Genomic DNA, 25,446 nt, shown 5'->3' with positions numbered 1-25,446 from the left:
TTTTCCACTTTTTCTGCTTTTTCTGAAAGGATTTCCCATGACTTCCCGCGCTGCTGTCGCCCACATGATTGACCACACTCTGCTCAAGCCAGAGGCCACATCCGACCAGGTCAAGGCACTTATTAAGGAAGCTGCAGAGCTCGGCACCTACTCGGTGTGCATCTCCCCGTCGCAGCTGCCGGTCGAGGTCCCGGATGGTCTCCACATCGCCACCGTCGTCGGCTTCCCCTCCGGCGCCGTCAAGGCCGAGGTCAAGGCCACCGAGGCCGCCCGCGCTGTCGTCGATGGCGCTGAGGAGATTGACATGGTCATCAACATCGCCCTGGCCAAGGAGCACCGTTTCGATGACCTCGAGGCCGAAATCAAGACCGTCCGCGATGCCATTCCGGGCAAGGTTTTGAAGGTCATCATCGAGTCCGCCGCTCTGACCGATGAGGAAATCATCGCCGCCTGCAAGGCCGCCGAGGGCGCTGGCGCTGACTTTGTGAAGACCTCCACCGGCTTCCACCCCGCAGGTGGCGCGTCCGCGCACGCGGTGAAGCTCATGCGCGAGACCGTCGGCGAGCGCCTGGGCGTCAAGGCCTCCGGTGGCATCCGCGATGCCGCAGCCGCCGATGAAATGATTGCCGCAGGTGCCTCCCGCCTGGGTCTTTCCTCCTCCGCCGCCGTTCTCGAGGGTCTGGAGTAGGCGCATGATTTCCGAACAGCTACAAGCCACCATCACCGACTGGATTGCCCACGATCCGGACGAGGCCACCGCCGCCGAGCTCTCCTCGCTTTACGACGAAGCCAAGGCTGAAAACCCCGATGCGATTGCTGAGCTGGAAAGTCGCTTTGCCGGGCCGCTTCAGTTCGGTACCGCCGGCCTTCGCGGTGTCGTTGCCGCAGGTCAGTCCCGCATGAACCGCGCCACGGTCATCCGCGCCACCGCTGGCCTGGTTGCTCACCTGAAGAATATCGTCGGCGATGACTTCACCGTGGTCATCGGCTGCGATGCCCGCCATGGCTCCGCAGATTTCCACCGCGATGCCGCTGCAGTTGTGGCCGCCGCCGGTGGCACTGCCCTGGCGCTGCCGCAGCAGCTGCCGACTCCGGTGACCGCCTTCGCCGTCCGTCATCTAAACGCTGATGCCGGCATTATGGTCACTGCCAGCCACAATCCGCCGAAGGACAACGGCTACAAGGTCTACCTCGGTGGCCGTGCCGTGGACTCGGATTCCCGCCGTGGTGTCCAGATCATCGCTCCGCATGACAAGCAGATTGCCGAGGCCATCGCCGCAGCTCCGCCAGCTGATGAAGTACCGCGTGACTTTGATGCGGTGCAGCAGGTTGGGCCAGAGCTGCTGGATGCCTATGTGGAGCGGGCGGCTTCGCTCGCGACGACGTCGTCAAGCGAAGAGAAGCAGTCTGTAAAGATTGTGATTACTCCGATGCACGGCGTCGGTGGCGAGACCATCGTGCGCACGCTGGGGGCAGCCGGTTTCCCGAATGTGCATGTGGTCAAGGAGCAGTTTGAGCCGGATCCGGATTTCCCGACCGTCTCGTTCCCGAACCCGGAGGAGGCCGGAGCGCTGGATCTGGCGTTTGAGCTGGCGCGTGCGGAGGACGCGGATGTCATCATCGCAGCCGACCCAGATGCGGATCGCTGCTCGGTGGCCATTCCGGATGCGGGCGTCGACGGTGGCTGGCGACAGCTCTCCGGCGATGACATCGGCGCGTTCCTGGGCGAGGCCATTGCCGCGGATGCCGAGGCGCACGGTGTGACGACTATGACCAACGCGGCTGGGGCTGAGCTTCCGGCCACGATGGCTAACTCGATTGTGTCCTCGCGTTTGCTGGGCAAGATTGCTGCAGGTCACGGGCTGAATCACCGTGCCACACTGACCGGTTTTAAATGGATTGGCGGCGTTGATGGGCTCATCTTCGGCTACGAGGAGGCCATTGGCTACTGCTCCGATCCGGCCGTTGTCCGCGATAAGGACGGTGTCTCCGCGGCGGTGCGTATGGCCGATGCTGTCGCGCGTCTGAAGGGTCAGGGTCGCGGTATTCAGGATCTTCTTGATGATGTCGCCCGAACCCACGGCCTGTACAAGACCGCTCCGCTGACCTTCCGCGTGGAGGACCGCTCGCTGATTACCAAGGGCATGGCCACCCTGCGCGCCAACCCGCCTGCCGAGTTGGCCGGCTCCAAGGTTACGCAGGTCACGGACATGAATGACGGGCTGGACATGGTCGATGCCAAGGGCGAGGGCTACCACATCCCGCCTACCGACGGCATCCTCATCCTCACCGAGGCCAATGACCGCGTCATTGCCCGGCCTTCCGGCACGGAGCCCAAGCTCAAGTGCTATCTGGAAGTCGTGCTGCCGGTTGCTGGTGGTGCTTCGGGTGATGGTGCTTCGGCTTCGGCCGATGGCGCCTCAACCGAGGTCCCGCACACAGCCGCTACCGAGCGACTCAACCAGATCAAGGCCGAGCTCAAGGAGATTCTGGGGATGTAGGGGGCTGTAAGGCCTGGTCGGCGGCTGATAAAAGCGGGCGGTTCGCTTGGCAGTCGCCCGCCAAACCGCCGGTTACCCGCCGGTTGCCACCCACCTCACGACAAACTAGGGGTGCGTATGAATGAAACAGCCGAAAATTGGCTCTAAACATTCATGCGCACCCCCAGTTTCACATGTGCAGCCTCTCAATCCGCGCCTAGCCGCGCTCGCCCGCGCCAAGTTGCGAGTTAGTGACTAGGTTTAAGGCAAAAACAAGCCGAAATCAGCGCCCAAACTGCTATAAACCTCGTCACTTTCTTGGGGCAGCCACGGGTCGCCACGGGATGCCGCGGGGATGCCGCGGTGTCGCCACCTCATTTTGGGTTTACTTAATTCACAAATTGCGCTGGAAGGAAAGTCATAACGCGCTCAGAGGTTTTCTTGGCCATACAATCAAAAGCGTAAACCGCGTTTCCGGAGATGGTGAAGCTGTTCGCTAAGCGGGTTGGGCTCACCACGGGGAAACACGGCCTCCTCCAATCCCCTCCGCCTCTTTTAAGACCAGGACGCTGCCCCCATGTCGAATAATGAGTTCTCCAATCCCGAAACCGGATCTTTCCAGCCCATCTACCCCAATCAAGGCCAACAGCCACCGGCCCAGCAACCACAGCCACGGCAGCAGCCGCAGCAGCCGCAGTTCGTGATGCAGCCGAACCCAACCTATGCATACGCAGCTCCGGCGGCCTACCCACAGCAGAAGTCGGGAACCTCACCTGCGATAATCGCGCTGATTTCCGTCCTGGTTGTGGTTCTGTTGGGCCTGGTCGGAGCGATTTTCTACGTCACCCTGACCAAAGATGATGCAACCAATGCCGCCAGCACGCAGGCTGCCGTGAACTCGCAAGGCCAAAACCAGGGTCAACAAACCCAACCCCAGCCGCAACAAGTTCAGCAACCACAGGTCACCCAGACCGAAACCGTGGTGGTGCCAAGCTCCGGAGGCTCTGGAAACTCCGGATACTCCGGCTCGTCACGCAGCTTGGCCGGTGGCAATCTCTCCAGCGCGTGGAAGGGCACATCCACCACCAGCGATCCATTCGTCAACAGCGTCCACAACGCCTACATCCGCTACCGCAACTCCACCGGCGCGGAATCCGGCACCATCAGGGCATACAGCCCCACAACCAAGCTGACCTACAGCATGTGGTGCCGCCCCTCTGGGGACAACATCAAGTGCACGGGCGGCCGCAACGCAGTGGTGTACATCGGCTAGTTCAGCGCTCCCGCGGCTCCCGGTGCGGCACCAGCACGGGGTTGCCCGCGGAGTCATGGAGCACTTCCACGCCAATGCCGTAGACCTCGCTGACAGTCTGCGCATCCAGCGTTTCCGCAGGTAGACCTTGCTTTACGACGCGCCCCTGCGCCACCACCACAACGTGATCGGCATACGCCGCTGCGGCGGACAAATCGTGCAGAACCACGACCACAGCTTTGCCCGCCGCCGCGCGGGCGCGCATCATTCCCATGATTTTTTCGGAATGGTGAAGGTCTAGGGCGGCGGTCGGTTCGTCGAGAAGCACGACAGGCGTGTCCTGGTAGAAGACGCGCGCGCAGTGGACGCGGGCGCGCTCACCGCCGGAGAGAGTGGGGACTTCGCGGTCGAGGAGGTGGGCGACATCGCATTCAGAAATGACCTCAGCCTGCAGTTTTTCATCGATGCTGCCCCAGGGGCTGCGGCCGAAGTCGATAACTTCGCGGCTGGTAAATGGCACGGTGAGCTCTTGGCTCTGCACCAGCACGGCGCGGTAGCGGGCCAGCTCGGCGATGGAGAGCTCGGAGATGGATTGCTCGCCGATGCGCACGTCGCCGCCGCTTAGATCGTGGTCGCCGGAAAGTGCAGCTAGCAGCGTGGATTTACCGGCACCGTTGGGACCGACCAGAGCGGTTACTTCGCCGGGCTTAGCCTCGATGGAGATGTCGTGCAGGATGCGGTGCCCGCCGAGTGTGACGCTTAAATTCTGGGCAGAAATGCCCAGGCCAGAATGGATTTCCGTCATTGCACCGACCTCTTCGAACGCAGCAGCAGCCAGAAGAACAGCGGGCCGCCGACAATCGAGGTGAGCATACCCAGCGGCAGGTCGGCGCCGACAATCATGGTGCGGGCGGCGAGGTCGGCAAGCGTGGTGGCCAGCGCGCCGCCGAGGATGCACGCCGGAATCAGCGTGCGGTGCCCCGGCCCCAGCAGCAGCCGCGCGGCGTGTGGCACGACCAGGCCGATGAAGACGATAATGCCGGAAAACGCCACGCCCGCCGCCACGACCAGCGCGGTGCCGAAGATGATGGCGCGACGCAGCTTGACGACGTTAATACCCAGGTGACGGGCCTGCGTCTCACCTAGGCTCAGGATGTCCAACTTGCGGTAGATTGCCCACATTGCGGCTACGGCCGGGACTGTCACCAGCGTGATGATGATGACCTGCGACCAGGTAGCGCTGGCAAACGATCCCATCTGCCAGAACACAATGCGGTCGCGGGCAGCCGTGGAGGCCACGAACGTCAGCAGTGAGACCAGGCCACCACAAATCGCATTGACGGCCACACCTATGAGGATGATGCGCGCAATATCGCGGCCACCTTGAGCATTGGCTGCCACGATTGCGGTGGCGACGGCGCCACCGATAAACGCCGCAACAGCGATGGCCCAGCTACTGGCGAAGACGGTCAACGCTCCGCCAAGGACACCACTTAAACCGGCGGCAGTGCCCAGCACGGTGGCGGTGGCAGCGCCCACGGCGGCGCCGGAGGAGACACCGATGAGGCCGGGCTCTGCAAGCGGGTTGCCGAACACCGCTTGCAGAGCCACACCGGAGAGAGCCAGACCTGCACCGACGAGGCCTGCCAGCGCAATACGCGGCAGTCGCACTTGCCACAGCACGGTGTCGATGGGCTCGGGGTTGTCGCTTAAGCCACCGCCGAACACCAGCCGCGCCATGGAGCGCAACGAGTCGCCGATTGTGGCACCGAATTGGCCCACCGAGGCCGACCAACCGATGGCCAGAATCAGCGCGGCGGCCAGTCCAATGAAGACTATGGCCTGCCTGAGGGGATTAGTTTTCTTCGCAGTCGTTTGCGCAGTCGTTTGCATAATTCAGCTGGTCACTACCCCTCGGCCTTGCCGGCATCGGCACCGGCCCCCGAGCCGTAGAGTGCATCCGCAATGGCGCGGATGGCCCGCGGCGACTGCGCATCAAAGGACAGCAGCTGCGAATCCGGCACGTCCACCACGGACTCATTCTTGCCCGCCGGTGTCTGCGCGATGCCCGGAATCTCCTTCAGTCCCTCAATGCCGCCGACGGACTCCAGCCCGCCGGTCATGACAATGATGGTGTCCGGCGCCGCCGCAATCAGCGACTCCGGCGTAATAGGCGTGAACGCACCCTGGATACCCACGTCCTCACCAGCATCCACACCGCCGAGGCGAGTAATCAGGGAACGTCCACCGGATTCCGGCCCGGCAATCATGGCCACGCCGGTACCGCGCACGTAGAGAATCATCATCTTGCGGCCATCGGCCTTGGCCTGCGCATACTCCGTGGCAGCCCGCATCTCCTGGTCAATGTGCTCCTTCACCGGGGCCACCTGATCCGCGACACCGATTGCGTCCGCAACTTCGTCGATAAGCGTGTCGATGGTCTCCGGCGTGCGCTCCTCCGACACGTGCACGACGGTGATACCCGCCTTTTCAAACGTGTCGAACACGCGGCTGGGACCAATCGAACCGTCAGTAATAATGAGCTCCGGCTTCAGCTTCATCACTGACTCGGCGTTGATCGAATGCCCACCGATGGTGAGGTTCGGCAGGTCCTTGACCGCCGGGAAATCCGAGGTGGAATCGCGGCCGACCAGGCGGTCACCCAGCCCCAGCGTGTACACGGCGCGGCTCAGCGCACCCGCGCGATCAAGGGTGAGAATCCGCTGGTAGTCCTTGCCTTCCGCCGGCTTCGGATCCTTCAGCAGCACCTCCGGATTTTCCGAAGGCAGATCCGCATGCGCGGCACCGTGGGCGGAGATGGTGGCGGCGCGTGGGACCGTCGTCACGCCGTTAGTGCTTGCCGACGACGCACTGCCCTGCGTTGCGGCCTCGTCGGAGCCGCATGCGACTAGGCCTGCGACCAGAACTCCTGCGAAAAGTGTTCCGGCAATGGTGCGGGCACGACGGGCGAGCACGATGGACATATTCCTCCTTGTGAGCTGGCGCTGCGCGGAGATGAGCGACCTGTATCAATGCAATAATAATGTGAATAATTATTAGACATAATTTTCGAGCCTTCGGAAAGGATCTCGCTCACAATGACTTTGACTCGTGCTCTCCGTCGCCGCGCCGCCATTTTGGCCGTTCCAGCCGTGGTCGCGCTGCCGCTGCTGGCCGCCTGCGGTTCGGACGAAGCCGAGCAGAACGCACAGGAATCGCAAGCGTCGCAGAGCAGCGCGCAGGATGGCCAGGAGGATTCGGCGCCGGTGCCCGGTGAGGTGACCATGGAGGCCGAACCGGTCAATGACCTGCAGGAGGGCGATGTCATCTCGGTCGACCTCGCCGGCCTCGACCCGGACTACGGCTACTACGCCGCGCTGTGTGCCGCCGAGAACGCCCCGGGCAATCCGGTGCCGGATTGCACCGGTGATCGCAGCGCCGGTACGCAGTCGCAGCAGTGGATTACCACCAAGTCCGGCGGCACCACTCCGATTGCCGAGGACAACACCGCACACTTCGAGCTCAATGTCGTCCCCACCGGTGAGGCTGTCGACTGCACTCAGCAGGAGTGCGTGCTGAAGCTCTTCGGCGACCACACCGAGGGTTTCGAGGATGTCACTGAGATTCCGGTGACGTTCGCCAAGTAGGCCGCAATATAGGCCGCGAAGTATCCCAAAGCGGCACGGGCGCGGGGCCCGCAGCTTTAGGCTAAAAGCCATGCAAACTGACCAGCCCGCAACCCCAACCGAGGCGACACCACGTCGCATCACGCTTCTGCCCGGCGACGGCATCGGCCCCGAAATCACCGCTGCCTGCCAAGGCCTCATCGCTGAGGTCTTCCCGCATTGGCACCTCGAGCAGGCGAATATCGGCTGGTCACAGTGGTGCGAGCATGGCAATCCGGTCCCGCAAGAAACCTGGGACACGCTTGAGCGCAGCGACGCCGCACTGCTGGCCGCCATCACCTCCAAGCCCGTCCGCGAGGCCGAAGCCGAGCTTGCCGACCACCTGCGCGGCACCGGCCTGACGTACCGCTCGCCTATCCTCCAACTGCGCCAACGCCTCGACCTCTACGCCAACATCCGCCCGGTCACACTGCCCGGCGCGGCCGCCGACTTCGTCATCATCCGCGAAAACACCGAGGGCCTCTACAGCCACGACTACTGTCTCCCGCCTTACGACGCCCCGACCAACACCCCACACCACCACCTATGGGCAGAGGTGGCTGAGGATTCGACGGTGGCTCGCGCCGTCGAAAAGCGAGGTGACGTAGCGGTGTCCCTGCGCGTGACCACGTCTTTTGCATGGCATCGACTGGCGAAGACCGCGGCGAAGATGGCCATCACGCGGCATGCGGCGGCTGCGGATCCCGCTGCGCCGCCGACGGTGACGGTGGCGGACAAGCCGAATATCCTGCGGGAGTCGGCGCGCGTGATTCGCGGTGTGATTGAGGAGGTTGCGGAGGAGTATCCGCAGGTCACGTTTACTTTTGCCAATGCGGATGCAGTGGCGATGCAGTTGGTGACCGACCCCGCGCGTTTCGACGTGGTCATCGCGGAGAACCTGATTGGTGACCTACTCAGCGATATTGGTGCCGGCCTGATTGGTGGGCTGGGGCTCGCGGCGTCGGCGAATGTGGGTGATGACTTTGCCGTGTTCGAGCCGGTGCATGGTTCGGCGCCGGATATTGCAGGCCGCAGCATTGCCAATCCGGCGGCTTTCCTGCTCTCGGCGGTGATGTGCGCCGAGCACCTCGGGCACCCGAGCCTAGAGCTCGCCCCGGCCGCACAGCTGCGCGAGGCGGTCTATGCCGCGACCCGCACGGCACCCACTCCGGACCTCGGCGGCACCGCAACTACCAGCGAGTTTGTGACTGCAGTGCGCTCGGAGCTGGGGTTGTAGGCATTGACGCGATAAAGAAGCGCAATTAAAGTGGTTGCTATCAATCCCAGCCGTTGACCCTCCGCCGATAAGGAGAGCGCCGATGACTGGGATTACTCATATGGGGAGGGGAAAGAAATATGAGTAAAAACAAGTATGGCGCTGCACGTGCAGTACCTTTACGTGAGATCACTACAGCAGTGCTTGTTGATGGTGGCTTTTACCGCAAACGTGCGGCAACACTTTTTGGCCATAAGACCGCAGAGGAACGTGCTGATGAGCTGGTCAAATACTGCCATCGCCATATACGTGAATCGCGCGCTGGACTGTACCGAATCTTTTACTACGACTGTCCACCGTCACAACGGGTTGTTTATCACCCATTGCTCCAGCAACAAGTCAACCTTGGTAAAAGCGATCTCTTTACCTGGACCAATGACTTCTTCGCTGCATTGGCTAAAAAGCGAAAGGTTGCGATTAGAAGAGGGGAGCCTCTTGAAACTCAAGGTGGATACACCCTAAAAGAGACCCCACTCAAGAGGCTTTGTCGTGGCACTATCGATGTTTCTCAGCTGACCGAAAATGATTTCACCCTTGATATTTCTCAAAAAGGGGTGGACATGAGAATCGGCCTCGACATCGCTTCTCTCGCTGAACAGCGACATGTGAATCAAATCATCATGATCTCGGGCGACAGCGATTTCGTGCCTGCAGCCAAACATGCCCGCAGATCTGGGATAGATTTCATTCTCGACCCGATGTGGGCCCCAATCACTGACAGCCTTAGCGAACACATTGATGGCATTCGCGAGTGCGTAAATAAACCGCCCAAAAACCGTGACGATCCATTGCACATTGACTTCATCGGTGATCAGGATCCCAGCGAAGAAAATGACGAAGAGCTCTGAGCCCTACTGGAACTGGCTGAGGTCAATGCCCTCTAGCGGATCGGACTCACGGATGTCCTCCTCCGGTGGCAGCGGCACCTCGCACAGAACAACGGCAGCACCGCATGGGTCCTGCACCGTTGCCAGCGGACCGAACTCAGTGGCCTGCGGAGCGACCAGCACCGAGCCGCCAAGTTCCTCAGCCTTGGCCACAGCGGTATCGATGTTCTCCACACCGAGGTACGCCAGCCAACCGACGAAACTCTTATCAGCCGCATCAGTTTGCGCTGCAACCGAGCTGGCTACCAAGCCCGCAAACGGTGCGCCGTCCTCCATCGCGACTGCGAAGGTGCCGTGCTCATTCTTGTTGCGCACCGCAATTTCCCAGCCAAAGAACTTGTGATAGAAATCCGCAACCTGGTCGAAGGTTTCCTCTGGGCCTGCGACCAGCTCGAACCACACCGGAGTGCCGGGCTCGCCAGCAGCAATAAAGGCCTGCTCACCCGGCTGTTCCAGCAGCCCAATGAGGCCACCGGCTGGGTCGGAAACGACGGCCATCGTGGATCCGTCGACAAGCGGGGTCGGTTCCTGGAAGACCTCCGCGCCGAGCTCGCGCGCCTTTTCGACGGCCCCTGCGGCGGAGTCGACATGGAAATTGACGCGCCAGGAATTGACGAACGCGTTTTCCGCGTCCTTATCGGCCTCTAGCAGCACCGATACCGGCATGCCGGAGAGCATCGCAATGCGGCGGCCAGCCGATGCCTCGCGAGCATTCTCATGAACCGGCGCGGTATTGCGGTAAGCCCAACCGAGAACGCCGCGATAGAAGCGCTCGGTCTTGCGGGGCGCGGCCGAAACCAGGTCTACGCGCAGGGGCATGCCAAATTCGGCGGGAAATGCGGGCATGAGTTACAGGTTCCTCCACTTTTCAGGATCAAAGTCATCGTCGGCGGTGGCCTCATCAAAGTAGTCATCGTCGTCCTCATCGGCGCTGGCCACACGGGCGGCCATGTCACCGACAGAGACGACGTCCCCCGGATGCAGGACCTTGCCGCGGCGGGTGTCGACCTCGCCGTTGACCTGGACCTGCCCCTCGGCAATGAGCTCCTTGGCCAGACCGCCAGTTTCCACGAGGTTTGCCAGTTTCAGGAATTGCCCGAGACGAATGGACTCATCCCGGATTGAGACATCGATAGGCTCCATGCCTTTTAGTGTGTCATATGTGGTGGATTGGTGGCTTAGTGGTGGCTGACTGCTTCACAAACTGGAGCTGCGTATGAACAAAACGGGCCTAAATCGGGCCGAAAGGTGCACACATCCGCCCAGTTTCACATTTGCAGCCCCACCAGTCCACGCCAGACCGCACTCACCCGCGCCAATCTGTGAGTTAGTGACTAGGTTTATGGCAAAAATCGGCATGAAAATCGGCATCAAAGTGCCATAAACTTAAGCACTTTCTCGGCCGGCTCCGCCAAAGCCCCTCCGCAGCCCGAGGACCACACCCCACCAACCTCCCCACCAGTCCACGCCAACCCCGAAAAATAGAGAAATACTTCTATTTCCCAACACAAATACATCTGAGGTGCTTATTCTGTGGTCAATCATTCAGCTTCAAAACGAAAGGACTGGCGATGACCACTGCCAAAACCGCCACCAAGTCCACGGCGCCTACTGAATCCGCAGGCGCGACCACAACCAACACGACTACAACCAACACGACCGCAACCACCAGCAACTTCACCAAAGGCCGCGCCGACAAATGGGCCAGCAGCCCGCATGACCCGTACGCCCACGACCCGGAGATCGCCCAAAAGCGCGAGCTCGTTGACCCGCCGACCTTCCGCCCCATCCCGGAATTCGAGGGCGTGCACAACATCTGGCCGCGCGGTGACCGCCTGGAGGCTGTTCGCAAGGCAGCTGTGAAATACCGCAACCGCTTCCTGGAGCAGGGCACGGTCCTTGGTGTGAAGTCCTTCGACATTGCGGCTGCGCCCTACCCTGCTCAGTACGCTTTCCAGAACTACACTCCGCACATCAACCCGCTGATTAACATCATCAACCGCATGCTGGTCATTCAGTATGAAGACTTCAACGGGGTGCCGCGCACGCTGGTGTGGGAGCCAACCGTTGCCGACGGCTCCAAAAAAGCCGGCTTCTACAGCAACTTGATTGGCCAGGGCAACGGTCCGAAGTGGCTAAACAAGGCCATGTCCACCATGTACAAGATGGGCTCCGAGAAAATCATGGCCAAGCTCTTCAACGACCCGGACAACATCCTGCCGTCCGTGGGCCTTAGCAACAACGACGTGGACTACGTCTCCTTCGACCACCTCCACGTCCAGGATCCGCGCATGATCATGGGCTCCACCGCAGCGCCGGCACCTGGTGAAAAGCCCTTCGAGCCGCTGTTCCCGCACGCTCGCCTGTTGGTCCACGAGGCGGAGCTCGGCACGTTTGAGTCGCAGCACCCAATGCAGGCCTCTTGGTACGTCGATGGCGGTCTCGACGGCGTCGACCGCGAGGTGCTGTCCACCTTCCAGGGCGATGTCGAGATCGGTGTCGGTATTTCCCTGCTGTGGACTCCGGGCCACACGGACGGCAATCACTCGCTGTGCATCAATACGCCTGATGGCGTGTGGATTTCCTCCGAAAATGGCATGGCCGCCGACTCCTGGCACCCCGAGCTGTCCAAGATTCCAGGCCTGCGCACGCAGGCCGCGTTCTATGAGCGCGAAGTCGTCCTGAACGCTAATACGTTGGAGGATTCCATCGACCAGTACGACTCCATGGTCAAGGAGAAGACCATGGCTTCTTACTCCAAGGCTCACCCGCACTGGAAGCAGATTCTCCCCTCCTCCGAGTGCGCGTCGTGGAAGCGTCAGTGGCCCCTCAACCCGACGGTCGCCTACGGAGGTATCGAGTACGGCGAGTTGAAACGTCGTTAAGCACACGCTCTACGCGCTTTACGACGGCCCCAGCACTCCGCCCCACCGCCTACGCGCGTGGGCATCGGTGGCGTCTGCCGCGAAATCGCCTCTGCAGTGGGATAATAAGCGGCATGCCTAATCCGTGGATTAATAGCGAGAAAACCGAGAAGATTGTCATCATCGGTGCTGGTGGATTCGGCCGCAATGTGGTCAGCTTCATCAACGACATTAATGCATATGCGCAGGCCAATGGGCTGCCACCGCAATGGGAGATCCTGGGCATCATTGACGATGGCACTCCGGATATGACCTATTTCCACAAGATGGGTGTGCAGTTTTTGGGTGACACGGAGGTTCTTGCGGACCTGCCCAAGGGCGTCTACTACACGGTTGCGATTGGCAGCGGTGCAGCGCGGAGGTCAATTGCTCGACATGCAAATGCTGAGGCGCTCATTCCTGCGACTCTGGTTCATCCGGACACCAGCATTGGTGCGCTCGTCAACATTGGCGAGGGCACGGTCATCTGCCCCGGTGCTCGCCTGACCTGCAATATTGAGGTCGGTAAGCATGCTCAAATCAATATGAATGTCACCATTGGCCACGATGCAGTGCTGCGGGATTACTGCACTATCTTTCCGCTCAATGCGGTATCGGGCTTTGTCACGCTTGGTGAGGCCTGCACGCTCGGTGCCAACTCCGTGATTAATCCGGGCCTCACCGTCGGCGAGGGAGCCTATGTCGGCTCCGGGGCTGCAGTCACCGATGATGTCGATGATTACACCGTGGTCGCCGGCGTTCCCGCAGGTGTGATTAAGAATCTGCGTTAACTGAGGCATCCTTTTCCGACGAGCCGGTGAACTCGGTCATGGTCGCTTGACCATCTTCTGAGATGCCCTCACGCTTGAGCACCACCTTGATGGTGTCGAGCAGAATCTTCGCGTCGAGCAGCAGCGACCAATTATCTACGTACTGCACGTCGTACTCGAAACGCTCTTCCCAGGTGATGCCATTGCGGCCGGACACCTGCGCAAGCCCGGTGATTCCCGGCGGCACCTCATGGCGTCGTGCCTGCCGCGGTGAATAACGCTCGAGGTACTTCATCCTTAAGGGACGCGGGCCGACAAGGCTCATGTCTCCGCGCAGGACATTGATGAGCTCCGGGAGCTCGTCCAAGCTTGTGGAGCGAAGGAATCTTCCTACCTCAGTGAGGCGGGAAGCGTCGTCGATAAGCCCCTTGGCGGGATTGACGTGGTGCATCGTGCGGAACTTGAGGATGTTGAACGGCTTGCCATCCTGACCTGGGCGTTCCTGACGGAACAGAACGGGCTTGCCCATGGACAGACGTACGGCCAGCGCCGTGGCGCCCAAAACCGGCGATAGCACAATCAAGCCCGCTGCAGATGCTGCGATGTCGATGCCGCGCTTGACGGCTCGCTGCACGCGAATGCTCAGTGAATCCATTGATTATCTCCTACTTTTCGTTGAACACTTCGCGCAATAGCTCTTGGGCGCGCGCATCGACTTCCGCATTCGAACGGTTCCTGACCAACCAACCAATCGCGCCTGCCGCACCGGCCGCGGCAAGTGCGGCTGCCGCAATCTGCAGCTTCTTGTTGTCAGGTGCATCGTGCTTGACGACGGCCACCGTCGGCTCCGGCTCCGGCGCAACAGGCTTCGCGGTATCGGTGGCCGGCGCTGGCACCGGCTCGGGCTCGGTTGCGGGTTCTGGTTCCGTTGCGAGCTGAGTAACCGGTTCCACCTCGTCCTTTTCTGCGGCCTTTTCTTCAGCCGTTTCGTCGACCTCCGGCTCAAAGGCAACTGGGATGTCGGCCTGGGAGTGGACCTGGTCATCGGTGTCGGTCGCCTTATCGATGACGACTTCTTCCGGCTTAGTGCCACGAGCTGCAGCCATTACCCAAAGAACAATGGCAACGAAGGCGACGACAGCGATTTCCAAAATCACGCGCGGAATGGAGCGATACCAGTAGATGTGCAGGCCGCCCCACACCATGTCACCAAGGCCTGATGCGAAAGTAACTGCGGCAATAAAGAGCGCTGCTGCCCACCAGTTCTTCTCAAGTCCGGCATACCCACGTGTTATTGCCCAGTTGAGCAGCGCAAGGAAAGCTCCAACAGCTAACGCACCGATAACCACGGCGGAGATGCCGCCCATCCAGTACCACTCACCGGTGGCGTTGGCCGCCACGGAATACCAGTCATACTTCGGGATTGCTTTTTCTGGCTTCCAGTACTTAACCAGCTCGTAGCCAATTGCGCGGGGCAAATCCCAGCTCTCCGGCGCAATAGGTGTGAGTGGGGTCAACAGGTTCTTGCCACCCTGAAAATCAAAGCGCCCCTGCTCGTGAAGGTCAAGCAGATTGGCAAACGTAACGAAGGGGTCAGTCAGCGACTCAAGGCCGGTACGGTTGGCAGAGTTGCCTTTATTAATGCTCTCCTGGTGTGCCTTACGCAGCATGGAAAAGACCATCAACGCCGCCGGACCAGCGAGGATGGTCAGGAGTTTAATCCACATGCCCCGGAAACGGATGGAGAACATAAGCAGGAGGCCAAGGCCTAGTGCGGCGATACGAAGTCGCCCCTGACCACTGTGAATCTGTAAAACATAGACCGCGGTCATAGCGATAACTACGGGAAATGACAGCCACAGCCAAACCTTTGACCGCGACCACCATGCGCCAATCGCGGTTAAGAAAACACCAGCGACTGCGATGCTTTCGATAATGATGCCGGGAAGCGACTCAGAGCTGCGAATGGCATATCCCAGGGCAAACAGCACAACGCCAATACTGCTGTATAAATAAGCCCCCGGAAGCACCATTTTGTCCCGACGAAACGCCCCAGCTGCGCGCCATGACAATCCACAGGCCACAACGGTCAGGAAGAAGGTCAGTGTCACCGCCCCTCGGAGTGCATCCGAAGTAATGCGGTCATCATCCCACGCAACATAGGCGGGAAAACCAGCGGTAAAGAGTGTGACCAGCGCAAAGACGCCCAGTGGAGTGATTGTTCGGCCACCACTTCCGATGAAGGCACGCAGGCAAAACAGCGCAAGCAGGACAGTGCCGATTTGAGCACCCTGCAGCGGATCCGACCACAATGCAACAAGCAGAATGGTGAGGCCCCAAATGACTTCCTCAACGACAGTCATTTTGGCCACCGAATCAATCCACTTATCGAGCGTTTTTGTCATCCCAGCACTTCCTTCAACACACCAATGACCCGTGCGACATCGTCATCGTCCAGCGCAGGGCCACTTGGAAGAGTAACCCCGCGGGAGAAGAGATTCTCAGCAGTGCCATTGATGGTGGCAAGCGAGCCCTCGTACACCGGCTGCAGGTGCATCGGCTTCCACAGGTGACGAGCCTCAATGTTCGCCTCGCCAAGCGCCGCAATGACGCTATCCGGGCTCAGCACGCCCTCATCCACGGCCTTCTGTGGCAGCACAATGGAGGTCAACCAGCAGTTTTCGGTGAAACGATCATCGGAGTCGGACAGCAGGCGGGTACCGTGACCAGGGGCGTCGTCGTCAAGCGTGGCGAGCAACTCAATGTACGCGTCGCGAATCTCGCGCCGTCGAGCGATCATGTCGTCGAGTCGCGAGTGCTGCGCGCGCCCCAGCGCGGCGAGCAGGTTGGACAGGCGGTAGTTGTAGCCGATTTCGGTGTGCTCGTACCACGCGACCGGCTGGCGCGCCTGCGTGGACAGGTACCGCGCGCGGGCAATCAGGTCGGCGTCGTCGGACAGCAGCATGCCGCCACCGGAGGTCGTCATAATCTTGTTGCCGTTAAACGACAGCGCCGCTGCTCGCCCAAAGCTACCAGCGGGTTTGCCGTCAACGGACGCGCCGAGCGCCTCAGCGGCATCTTCAATCAGCGCGATGCCGAGCTCCTTTAAGCGCGGAGCAAACGCCGGGTAATCGGCACACCGCCCGAACAGGTCCACGACGATGACTGCGGGCACACGCTTGCCCTCGGCAAGGAGCTTATCGACGGTGCGGAGCAGCAACTCCGGATCAATATTGCCGTCCTTGCCGGCATCAACAAATACCGGCGTGGCCCCAACGTAGGCGATGGCATTGGTGGTGGCCGCAAATGTCATGGTCGACACGGGGACGTAGTCACCCTCGCCGATGCCAAGCGCCAGCAGCGCCAGGTGCAGACCCGCCGTACCGGAGGACAGTGCTAGCGCGTGATCCACCCCGCAGCGCTCCGCGATCTCAGCCTCAAAGGCATCGACCTCGGGGCCAAGTGGCGCGACCCAACCGGAGTGCAGCGCACGAACTAGCGCCTGTTCTTCCAGCTCGGTGACGGTTGCGACTGAAAGGAAAATTCGTTCGTTGTTGGTCATTTACTTCCTCGCCTTTCGGACACGGTCCAGCACCTCAATGAGCTGGTTGTACAGGCTGTCGCGGGCGAATCGCTCCTCGCCGAGTTGGCGGTTACGCTGACCCGCTGCACGCAGTTCGTCGCGGTCGGAGATGATTTCGGCAAATCGCTTGGCCGCCGCCGGAATATCGCGCGGCAGACGCCAACCGGAGTTGTGGTCGGTGGCGGCCTCTTCCAACCAGCCACCGTGGTTGAACACCACTGGCCTTGACGCAGCCATGGCATCAAAGACCTTGTTCAGGGAGTTGCCCTCCAAGCAGGGATCATCGCGCAGCGGGGACAGCGCCACATCTGCCGCAGAGACAAACTTGGCGACATCCTCCTTCGGCTGACGGCCCAGGAACATGGCATCGGCATCAAGGCCAGCGTCCTTGGCGCGCTGATAGAGCGCCTCGGAGTCACTTCCCTGCCCCAGCAGCACAAAGCGCACATTGTCCACACCATTACGACGCAGCTGTGCGGCCAGATCGACAATCCATTCCAGCTGGTAGGACATACCGAAACCACCGGCGTAGACCGCTACAACGTCATCGCCCCAGCCCTGCTCGTCGCGGAACACCGCACGCTGGTCGGCCGGAACATCGAAGCGCTCAAAATCGGACGCGTTCGGAATCACGGTCACACGCTTATTCGGTGCGACATCTTTGACACCATCGGCCATCGACGGCGACAGTGCCACGACCTCAGTCGATGCTGCATAGAATGCCTTTTCCAGCTGCTTAGCCAGGAAAATCGCCACCGGATTGTTGAGGTATCCCAGCTTGATGGGCACCTCCGGCCACAGGTCACGAATCTCAGCTACCAGCGGGGCGCGCTGGGTCAACTTCGCCACAATGCCCGGCACCGCCACAGTCAGCGGGGTCGAAGAAGCGTAAATGACGTCGGCAGGCACACGCGCCGCCACCACGGAGGCGCGCATGAGGAAGTTCAGGAAACTGCCGATGCGCTCGCGCTTCGACATCTCATTGCGGTATGGAATCGCTAGACGACGCACATGGATGCCATCAACGGTTTTGTCCATGGCTTCATCTCGACCGCAGATCATCGTGACCTCGTGGCCGGCTGCGGCCATGCGACGGGCGAACTCGTAGGGGCGTGAACCTCCCGGTTCGCCGGGGAGAACAAAGTGCTGGTGGATGTAGGTAATACGCATTGTGGTTACTTAAGCTTCCTCGACTGGGCTAACGGGGAGTTGTTCTGTTGTGGTGGATTCGTTGGAGCTGGTGCTTACGGTGGTTGCCGCGTTATTACTTGGGCGAAGCAGCACGATTGCGGCGACGATTGCCGCGGCGAGGTAAACGACTGCGCTGGTCCAGGCGAGTCCCAGGGCGTCGCCAAGCAGAATGCCGATGGGATAGAAGATGACGGCAATAACGGCGGAGGCCAGCTCAACACCGCCGATGCGGCGGGGGTTATCGCTGCCGAGAATTTCGCCGCACAGGTGGCGGTAGCAGCCGAGAATGACTGCCGCGATGGTCAGTGGCAGCACCAATTCCTTGGCTGGCTCGAATTCCTGGCCAAAAATTGGCTCGATGAGGAAGTAGAGCACCACACCACCGACGGCGCCGAGCACGCTGTAGGCGAGGGTGACTACTCCGAGGTGACGCAGAATTCGAGAGGCCGTGAGTTCGCGGCCGCGTTCCTCACTGGTGCGCTGGTCGGCAACGGATTGTGCGACCCAGTACAGCGGCTCGGTGGCCGTTGCCACAACCACGAAAAGGCCCAGCGATGCTGGTGACGCCAATGCCGGCAGGAGGACACGACCCAAGCGAGTTGTTGCCAGTGGGCCGAGACCAGAGGCGATAAAAGGCGCATTGGCTCGGGCGGTCTCCGCGATGCCGCCGACCTTGGCGTCGGTATGCATTCGAGACTTCGCCAGCGACCAGGCGGCCAGCGGTAGTGCTGGGAAGATGTAGGCAGCTGCCCACCAGCGCCAATCCTCGACACCGAGGAAGTAGAGCGCAGTACTGATTAACAGCACCGAGCCCTGAAAGCCGATAAATACTGCGACGAAGAAGGAGATACGGCCACGGCTAATGGCCATTGCCCGGACCATCGAAAAGGACACGGTGACTAGAGCGACGATGCCCGCCATCGCCGTCCATGGCCCGTAGATCACACCTGCGATGACGCAAGCGACCAGTGCGACGATAGTCATGGCAAGACCGCTGGGGATGTATCCGTAATTGTGGTCATCACGGCGAAGCAGCAAACGGTCAGCGCCAAAGCCCACGAAAGGTGCCACGATATAGGCAAATTGCAGGACTGTGGCGACTTCACCACGGCCGGTGGGGCCCAGCACACGCGCAGAGAGAATACTGACCACAAAAGCGACAACTGCGGCTAGCGCTGAGGCCGCCGAAATTGTCGCAATCGTGCCGATTCTGCGCTTCATCTGGCCAGTTTTCCCGGGCCTCGTGGAGCTAATTTCAGTCACGGTAAAAGCTCATCCTAGTTTTTGGTTATTTCAACTACTGGTGGTGTGAGCCGGCCACTGCAGCCCCGACTGCCCCCTGAAGCTCTTTGTTGGTCTCCCATGCATCGCAGTTGTCGAAGGAACCGCCGTGCTCGGCCAGCCAACGTCGTGCTGCGTCGTGGTCATGCGTGCAGTATGCAATCTGTGAATCCAGTGGTTCGGGCACCACTCGCACCTCGGTAATCATCGGGTGACGGTCACCAACCTTGGCATCCTCGCGATCATCAACGAGATCCTCAGAAATCTTCTCGCCTTCACGCAGACCGGTATATGTAATCTCCACATCGGCATCATTGAGATCGATGAGCTTCTTTGCCAGGTCGGCAATCTTGACCGGCTCACCCATTTCCAGCACCAATGTCTCGCCGGATTCGGCAACCACGGTTGCCTGCAGCACCAGCTGCGAGGCCTCCGGGATGGTCATGAAGTAGCGCTGAACATCCGGATGCGTAACCGTGACCGGGCCACCCTATTCAATCTGACGCTGGAAGGTAGTAATCACAGAGCCACGAGAGCCGAAGACGTTACCGAAACGAACCGATGCCCAGACACCATCATGATTCTGACCCATATGCGCGGTCAGGCGCTCAGCTGCCCGCTTGGACTCACCAAGAATCGAAATCGGGTTAGCAGCCTTATCGGTGGAGATATTGATAACGGTCGAGACATCGGCTGCAGCTGCCGCGTTCAGCACATTCTGAGTGCCGATGACATTGGTCTGCACAGCCTCCGATGGGTAACTCTCCAGCAGCGGCAAGTGCTTCAACGCCGCTGCGTGGTAGACCACATCAGGCTTACGGTCGAGGAAGATTTGGGTCAACATTTCCGCGTCACGGATATCGGCCAGGACGGTATCGGAGCCGTCGAGAAGCGCCGTACCAGTCAGCGACAGCTGCGTGGCGTGCAGACCACCCTCGTCGCGATCGAGCATGATCAGCTCGGCGGGATTGAAGCGATGTACCTGGCGGCAGATTTCGGAGCCGATGGATCCGCCGGCGCCGGTGACCAGCACCTTCTTTCCGCGGATGATAGATGCGACCTTGGTTTCATCCAGGTGCAGTGGCTGTCGACCGATGAGGTCGGCGATGTTGACTTCGCGGATCTGCGCCGTCGTGCGTGCACCGCGGTGACGGGCGTACTCCTCTACCGGAGGAAGAACCAGAAGGCGCAGATGAGATTCCTCGCAGATGTGGTTGAGGATGTTGATGCTCTCGGTGGACAGTGGCTCATCGGTAACGATGATGACCGACTCTGCCATGGTGCGCGATGCGACATCACCAAGCTGATCCATGCCGCGGACGACACGCATACCGTGGAGACGCGTGATTCGGTACTCAGCATGTTCTTCCGGGTCCACCACCGCAACGATGCGGAATTGACTATCGCGGGAGGAACCGGAGTCCGCCAGACTGTTGATGAAGTATTTCGCACGACGGCCAGCACCCAGAACAATCAGGCGTTCAGCGCGTGAACGAGCGCCGAAGTTAGTGCTCACCCAACGCGCAATGGTCCGGGCAAAAATGCTAACGAGTGCCGCTGCGCAACCGCCAGTAAACGGAACGTGCCACTCAATTTCTGGGAATGTCTTGAGTACCTGAGCCAGGCCGGACGCTGTGGCGGCAGCGCCCATGCTCATTACCAGGAGAATTATGTCCTCGGTACGGCTGCCCGGCCAGACGCGCTGAGGATTGGTGTATTCACCAAACAAGATGCCGAGCAGTAAGAACACAAATGCTCCTGCCGCGACAACGGCAAAATTAGTACCTGCGACCTCAGAAAGGGATACCAGTTCGCCTCGAGTAAATCCGTTTGCTGCAGCCAGTGCAATTAACCAGGCAAAGACGTCGAGTACTGCCCAGGCGAGCATTCGCCAATCTCGAATAAACATGTTGTAAGCCTTTTACTGCGGAAAAACACTATTTAACTGACGGACAGTTTTTGTCCATGAGCGTCAAATATAAGGCAACTAATCGACATTTACAGCATGGATAAAACAATTGCACACCTCGCTGCGGGTAGCCATTTGGACACCATGAATAACCAAAGGTCGTACCTGGTCACAGCATGTTTTGTCATCGGTAACTACTCGTTCACTTAGACCCCGGCGAAGCTAACACCGTTATTATGAAAATGTGGATTAATTAATGGCGATGACCCGCATTAACGATTATCCGACATTAGTTTTTAATTACTTTTACAAGAATAAGTACTCGGTTTCGAAAAATACCGCTATAAAGAAAAACCGTAGGAATAATTAATTAACAAGATAGACTGAAGCACATGCAAAAATCCCCTGCGAGACAATCCGGCTCATTCATCAGCCGGCGGCCTTTTACTGCCGCACTTCTCACCGCTATTGCGGTGCTCGTAGTACTGGCACTCCTTTTCGCCGGATTACTGCTATTCGCAGGGCGCTCACACCAATCCGACAATGTCGCCGATAGCAACACCTCCGAGCAGCAGAACATTCTCCTTCTTGGCATCGACGGTGCGGGTTCATCCATGGCAGGGCGACGCTCTGATGTCATCACCTTGATGCGCATCCGTCACAATCCCTCATGGATTGACATCGTCTCCATCCCCCGTGACTCACTTGTTGACTTACCACCATGTACAGGTGATCACGCCACTGCTAAAACCAACGAAAAGGACAAGCTCAATTCAGCTTTTTCGTATGCTTCCGTGACTGATAAAAAGGGCGAGGGCGCTGCCCAGGCGGGAATGAGTTGCGCAGCTCAGGCAATCACGGCCGCATCCGGCATCCCCATTGATGGCACCATTGCCACCACCTTCGACGGCGCCGCCGCCATTATCGACAGCCTCGACGGCGCTGACCTGCCCGTGGACGACAAGGGACGCATCGTCCGCAACCCCAATGATGAAAATCCCAACCTGACCACTCAGCACTTCTCCGGCCAAGAGGTCGTCCGCCAAGTGCGCACACGCAAAACAGAAGCTGGCGGCAGCGACCTGGCACGCATTTATCACCAGCAGGAAATCATGGGTGCTCTGCTGGACTACTACCGCGGCGAGGGAATCATCGACAGCAGTGGTTCGGTTAGCTCCATGAAGGAATTCAAAGCCTTCTTCAGCGCCCTCACCAACGGGACGGCCACGACGCTAGGCCTCAATGAGGTTCGTGACCTACTGCAACGAGCCGCATCTACCCCAGTGACAACCGCCAAGCTCCCCACTCGCGCCGCCAACGACGGCGTCAACGTAGTGTGGAATGAGCAGACCAAACAGTTTTGGCAGGCCTACAAGGACGGCGAAGACCTGACCAACTAACCGAGCCCTACACACGCAGCCGAAACTCATCCGAAAATCGCCATATTAATTGCGCATACATTATGCGTATTATAGATGCATGTCGTCGCGCGCCACACCACACTCGAATCCGGATCCGAATCCAGACTCCACCACCAACGTTCACTCACCAGCTAAACCTGCTCAGTCCGCCGCACCAGGCACCAAGCCCGGAAAGCCGGGCAAGAAGCGCCGCATGTCCTGGCATCGCAAGGCTGGCATGCCAGTGCGCTGGTGGTTTGCCGCCATCATCGTGGCCGCGCTCATCCACCCATTCGTCTCCGATGGCCGCTGGCTGCTGGTACACCTCTTTACTCTCGGCGCAGTCACCAACTCCATCCTGGTCTGGAGCCGCCACTTCACCGAGAAGTTACTGAAAATCGACGTGCCCGATGATGACCGGCGCATTCAACTGGCAAGGATTTACCTGCTCAACGCGGGCATTGTCGCAACGGTCGTCGGCAAGCTGGGCGATTGGTGGCCAGTGACCACCGTCGGCGCAACGGTCGTCGGCGTCGCCGTAGCGTGGCACGCGGTCTCCCTCGGACGCGACCTGATGGCCAAGCGCGATCGACCATTTGCCATCTCCGTCGCGCACTACGTCGCGTCCGCATGCCTGCTCCCCATCGGCGCTGCACTCGGCGCCATCCTCGCATCCCCGAAGGGCGAAGCGCTTCACGACGACCTCCTGCTCGCCCACGAAGCCGTGAACCTCATTGGCTTCCTCGGACTCGCGGCCTGTGGCACGCTCATCACCATGTTTCCGGCACTGTGGCGCACCCAGATGTCGTCGCACTCCCGCCCTACACTGGCGCTGACAGTACAGCTCACAGGCATCGCCGTTACCACAATTGGCGCTCTGACCAGCATCAACTGGCTCGCTTCGGTCGGCCTCGGCATCATCGCCATCGGCTGGATCATCGCCGCCATCCCGTGGGCGCACAACGTCATCACCGTCGCCAAGGACCCACGCGACCGCCTCAGCTACCCCGCGCTGTCCGTCGCCGCCGCCGTAGTCTGGTTAATCGGCGCACTCATCGTCGCCACGTTCCGGGCGCTTGACGACGGCTTCGTCATCTCGTCCCTCACCCTGCCACTGGTCATCGGCTTTGGTGCGCAGCTGCTCATCGGCGTCATGAGCCAACTTCTGCCGTCCACCATTGGCGGCGGAGCTGGCCCAGTCTCCGCCGGCATGAAGGAACTGGATCGCGCAGGTGCGTTCCGATGGGCGACTATTAATATCGGCCTGGCTCTGTGGCTGTTGCCGCTGCCATCGTGGACTAAGGTGGCGGTCTCTGCGCTGGTCTCCCTTGCGCTGGTGTCCTACCTGCCACTTGTTGGCCGTGCCGCAAAGGCACAGATTGGTGCATTGAAGGCACGCCGACAGGCAATGGCCAACAAGGAGCCGTCGCCGAAGCCGGTCGAGTTGCAGGCAACCGCGCGTCGCCTCGGTGCTCAAACCACCGCTGCCCTGGCTGTATTGGGGCTGGTGGTGACCGTGGGCGTTGCACTCAGCGGTGGCGGTGGCGGCGGCATTGGCGCAACCAGCACGGAGGCCGCCAGCGATGTCGCACCCACTGGGGAGACAGTCGATGTTACCGTGACCGCCCGCGATATGACCTATACCCCGAACGTCATCGAGGCCAATCCCGGTGACCGCCTGGTCATCACCATGGTCAACGCCGACTCCCAGGTCCATGACCTGCGCCTGGCCACCGGCGAGGACACCGGCCGTGTATCCCCTGGTGACTCCGCCACCATCGAAGTGCCAGTCGTTCCCGGTGACATCGACGGTTGGTGCACCATTGCCGGACACCGCCAGATGGGCATGACGCTCACGGTCAACGCTGGTGGCTCCGGTGGGTCCGGTGGCGCAGACTCCGACACCGCCCGCCAAGCAAAGCCACAGTCCCAGCCCGGCGCGGATCCTGCAGGTCACGGCAGCCACGCTGACCACGCCACGCCTGGCGCGCTCGGCAAGGTTGGCGAGCAACCCGGCCCGGACTCCCCTACCATCAACCCGATGCTAGAGCCTGCCGAAGACACCACGGTTCACCACGTCACCTTGCGGGCCAGCGAATTTACTGGGTACGCAGCCCCGGGTGTCGAACAGCAGCACTGGGTCTACAACGGCAAACCGTTGGGGCCGACTCTGCGCGGCAAGGTGGGCGACGAGTTCGTCGTCACGCTCATTAATGACGGCACAATGAGCCACTCCATTGACTTCCACGCGGGCATTGTCTCGCCGGATGAGCCGATGCGCGACATCGCCCCTGGTGAGAAGCTTGAGTACCGCTTCCGTGCCGACCGCGCGGGCATCTGGATGTACCACTGCGCGACTATGCCCATGTCGATGCACATCGCCGCCGGTATGCACGGCGCGGTCATCATCGATCCGCCAAATCTCGCGGAAGTCGACCACGAGGTCCTGCTGGTGCAGTCCGAAAGCTATTGGGGCGAAGCCGGCCCCGATGCTGACAAGGTCATGGCTGAAGACCCCGACATCTACAAGTACAACGGCTATCCCGACCAATACCTCACTCACCCCATCCGCATTCGCGCAGGTGAGACGGTGCGTTTTTGGCTACTGGCCGCAGGCCCGAATAAGGGCATGAGCTTCCACATCGTAGGCACGCAGTTCCACCGCGTGTACAAGGAAGGCGCGCTGTTGCTTGACGACGGCGTGGGCGGTGCCCAAGCTCTTGACCTCGGTGCCGCACAGGGCGGTTATGTTGAGGCCAAGTTCCCGGAGCCGGGCACGTACCGCTTCGTTGACCACCAGATGGTGCATGCCGAAATGGGAGCACGCGGCGACGTGGTGGTTGAATAAC

Annotated in this window: 20 protein-coding genes and 1 pseudogene; 10 read left to right on the top strand and 11 right to left on the bottom strand. The window is 60.3% G+C overall.

Annotation, left to right across the window (positions count from 1 at the left end; all coding sequences use genetic code 11):
* Positions 1–37 precede the first annotated feature (37 nt).
* From deoC to Q4E11_RS07045, 3 genes are all read left to right on the top strand, one after another.
* Positions 38–688 (top strand): deoxyribose-phosphate aldolase, encoded by a 651-nt coding sequence (gene deoC / locus Q4E11_RS07055; protein ID WP_303164765.1) that lies wholly within the window; start codon positions 38–40, stop codon positions 686–688.
* Positions 689–692: 4 nt separating this feature from the next.
* Positions 693–2,501 (top strand): phospho-sugar mutase, encoded by a 1,809-nt coding sequence (locus Q4E11_RS07050; RefSeq protein WP_303164764.1) that lies wholly within the window; start codon positions 693–695, stop codon positions 2,499–2,501.
* 556 nt (positions 2,502–3,057) lie between these two features.
* Positions 3,058–3,753: a hypothetical protein gene (locus Q4E11_RS07045; RefSeq protein ID WP_303164762.1), complete on the top strand. Its 696-nt coding sequence runs from the start codon at positions 3,058–3,060 to the stop codon at positions 3,751–3,753.
* Between the two features lies 1 nt (position 3,754).
* Here the strand turns inward: Q4E11_RS07045 and Q4E11_RS07040 are convergent, their stop codons facing one another.
* From Q4E11_RS07040 to Q4E11_RS07030, 3 genes are read right to left on the bottom strand one after another with little or no spacing between them, the layout of a single operon-like run.
* Positions 3,755–4,537, bottom strand: a complete 783-nt coding sequence (locus Q4E11_RS07040; protein WP_303164760.1) for a heme ABC transporter ATP-binding protein — start codon at positions 4,535–4,537, stop codon at positions 3,755–3,757.
* Positions 4,534–5,625, bottom strand: a complete 1,092-nt coding sequence (locus Q4E11_RS07035) for an iron ABC transporter permease (protein ID WP_303164758.1) — start codon at positions 5,623–5,625, stop codon at positions 4,534–4,536. Before Q4E11_RS07035 ends, Q4E11_RS07040 begins: the two co-directional genes overlap by 4 nt.
* A gap of 14 nt (positions 5,626–5,639) precedes the next feature.
* Complete coding sequence (locus Q4E11_RS07030) at positions 5,640–6,716, bottom strand: hemin ABC transporter substrate-binding protein (protein ID WP_303164756.1); 1,077 nt, start codon at positions 6,714–6,716, stop codon at positions 5,640–5,642.
* Positions 6,717–6,830: 114 nt separating this feature from the next.
* On the opposite strand from Q4E11_RS07030, the gene Q4E11_RS07025 reads away from it, so the two are divergent.
* From Q4E11_RS07025 to Q4E11_RS07015, 3 genes are all read left to right on the top strand, one after another.
* Positions 6,831–7,379, top strand: a complete 549-nt coding sequence (locus Q4E11_RS07025) for a thiamine biosynthesis protein (protein WP_303164755.1) — start codon at positions 6,831–6,833, stop codon at positions 7,377–7,379.
* 70 nt (positions 7,380–7,449) lie between these two features.
* Positions 7,450–8,634, top strand: a complete 1,185-nt coding sequence (locus Q4E11_RS07020; RefSeq protein WP_303164754.1) for an isocitrate/isopropylmalate dehydrogenase family protein — start codon at positions 7,450–7,452, stop codon at positions 8,632–8,634.
* Positions 8,635–8,753: 119 nt separating this feature from the next.
* Positions 8,754–9,521 carry an NYN domain-containing protein gene (locus tag Q4E11_RS07015; RefSeq protein ID WP_303164753.1) on the top strand — a complete coding sequence of 256 codons (768 nt, stop codon included), beginning with the start codon at positions 8,754–8,756 and terminating at the stop codon, positions 9,519–9,521.
* A gap of 3 nt (positions 9,522–9,524) precedes the next feature.
* On the opposite strand, the gene Q4E11_RS07010 is transcribed toward Q4E11_RS07015, so the two are convergent.
* On the bottom strand, positions 9,525–10,406 hold the full coding sequence (locus tag Q4E11_RS07010) for a VOC family protein (protein ID WP_303164752.1): 882 nt from the start codon (positions 10,404–10,406) through the stop codon (positions 9,525–9,527).
* 3 nt (positions 10,407–10,409) lie between these two features.
* Positions 10,410–10,703, bottom strand: a complete 294-nt coding sequence (locus Q4E11_RS07005) for an RNA-binding S4 domain-containing protein (protein ID WP_303164750.1) — start codon at positions 10,701–10,703, stop codon at positions 10,410–10,412.
* Between the two features lie 428 nt (positions 10,704–11,131).
* Here Q4E11_RS07005 and Q4E11_RS07000 point away from each other — a divergent pair, with 428 nt between their 5' ends.
* A complete protein-coding gene (locus Q4E11_RS07000) occupies positions 11,132–12,445 on the top strand; it encodes a hypothetical protein (RefSeq protein ID WP_303164749.1) in 1,314 nt (437 codons plus the stop codon).
* A gap of 113 nt (positions 12,446–12,558) precedes the next feature.
* Positions 12,559–13,254, top strand: coding sequence for a NeuD/PglB/VioB family sugar acetyltransferase (locus Q4E11_RS06995; RefSeq protein ID WP_303164748.1), 696 nt, complete (start codon positions 12,559–12,561; stop codon positions 13,252–13,254).
* On the opposite strand, the gene Q4E11_RS06990 is transcribed toward Q4E11_RS06995, so the two are convergent.
* From Q4E11_RS06990 to Q4E11_RS06965, 6 genes and pseudogenes are all read right to left on the bottom strand, one after another.
* Positions 13,238–13,888 (bottom strand): sugar transferase, encoded by a 651-nt coding sequence (locus tag Q4E11_RS06990; RefSeq protein WP_303164746.1) that lies wholly within the window; start codon positions 13,886–13,888, stop codon positions 13,238–13,240. The two genes, Q4E11_RS06995 and Q4E11_RS06990, sit on opposite strands and share 17 nt — an antisense overlap.
* Positions 13,889–13,898: 10 nt before the next feature.
* Positions 13,899–15,638: a hypothetical protein gene (locus Q4E11_RS06985; protein ID WP_303164744.1), complete on the bottom strand. Its 1,740-nt coding sequence runs from the start codon at positions 15,636–15,638 to the stop codon at positions 13,899–13,901.
* Entirely contained in the window at positions 15,635–16,795 is a 1,161-nt protein-coding gene (locus Q4E11_RS06980) for a DegT/DnrJ/EryC1/StrS aminotransferase family protein (protein WP_303164741.1), read from the bottom strand. Before Q4E11_RS06980 ends, Q4E11_RS06985 begins: the two co-directional genes overlap by 4 nt.
* Entirely contained in the window at positions 16,796–17,986 is a 1,191-nt protein-coding gene (locus tag Q4E11_RS06975) for a glycosyltransferase family 4 protein (RefSeq protein ID WP_303164739.1), read from the bottom strand. It abuts the gene before it with no gap.
* A gap of 9 nt (positions 17,987–17,995) precedes the next feature.
* A complete protein-coding gene (locus tag Q4E11_RS06970) occupies positions 17,996–19,228 on the bottom strand; it encodes a lipopolysaccharide biosynthesis protein (RefSeq protein ID WP_303164737.1) in 1,233 nt (410 codons plus the stop codon).
* Positions 19,229–19,304: 76 nt separating this feature from the next.
* Positions 19,305–20,939: pseudogene (locus Q4E11_RS06965) on the bottom strand (polysaccharide biosynthesis protein).
* Positions 20,940–21,589: 650 nt separating this feature from the next.
* Here Q4E11_RS06965 and Q4E11_RS06960 point away from each other — a divergent pair.
* Together Q4E11_RS06960 and Q4E11_RS06955 are read left to right on the top strand one after the other, a co-directional pair.
* Entirely contained in the window at positions 21,590–22,597 is a 1,008-nt protein-coding gene (locus Q4E11_RS06960; RefSeq protein ID WP_303164735.1) for an LCP family protein, read from the top strand.
* A gap of 79 nt (positions 22,598–22,676) precedes the next feature.
* Positions 22,677–25,445 (top strand): multicopper oxidase domain-containing protein, encoded by a 2,769-nt coding sequence (locus Q4E11_RS06955; RefSeq protein WP_303164733.1) that lies wholly within the window; start codon positions 22,677–22,679, stop codon positions 25,443–25,445.
* Position 25,446: the final 1 nt, after the last annotated feature.

The sequence above is a fragment of the Corynebacterium sp. genome (assembly GCF_030532195.1).
In the GTDB taxonomy this organism is placed as follows: domain Bacteria; phylum Actinomycetota; class Actinomycetes; order Mycobacteriales; family Mycobacteriaceae; genus Corynebacterium.
This window is presented reverse-complemented; position numbering and strand designations above follow the sequence as displayed.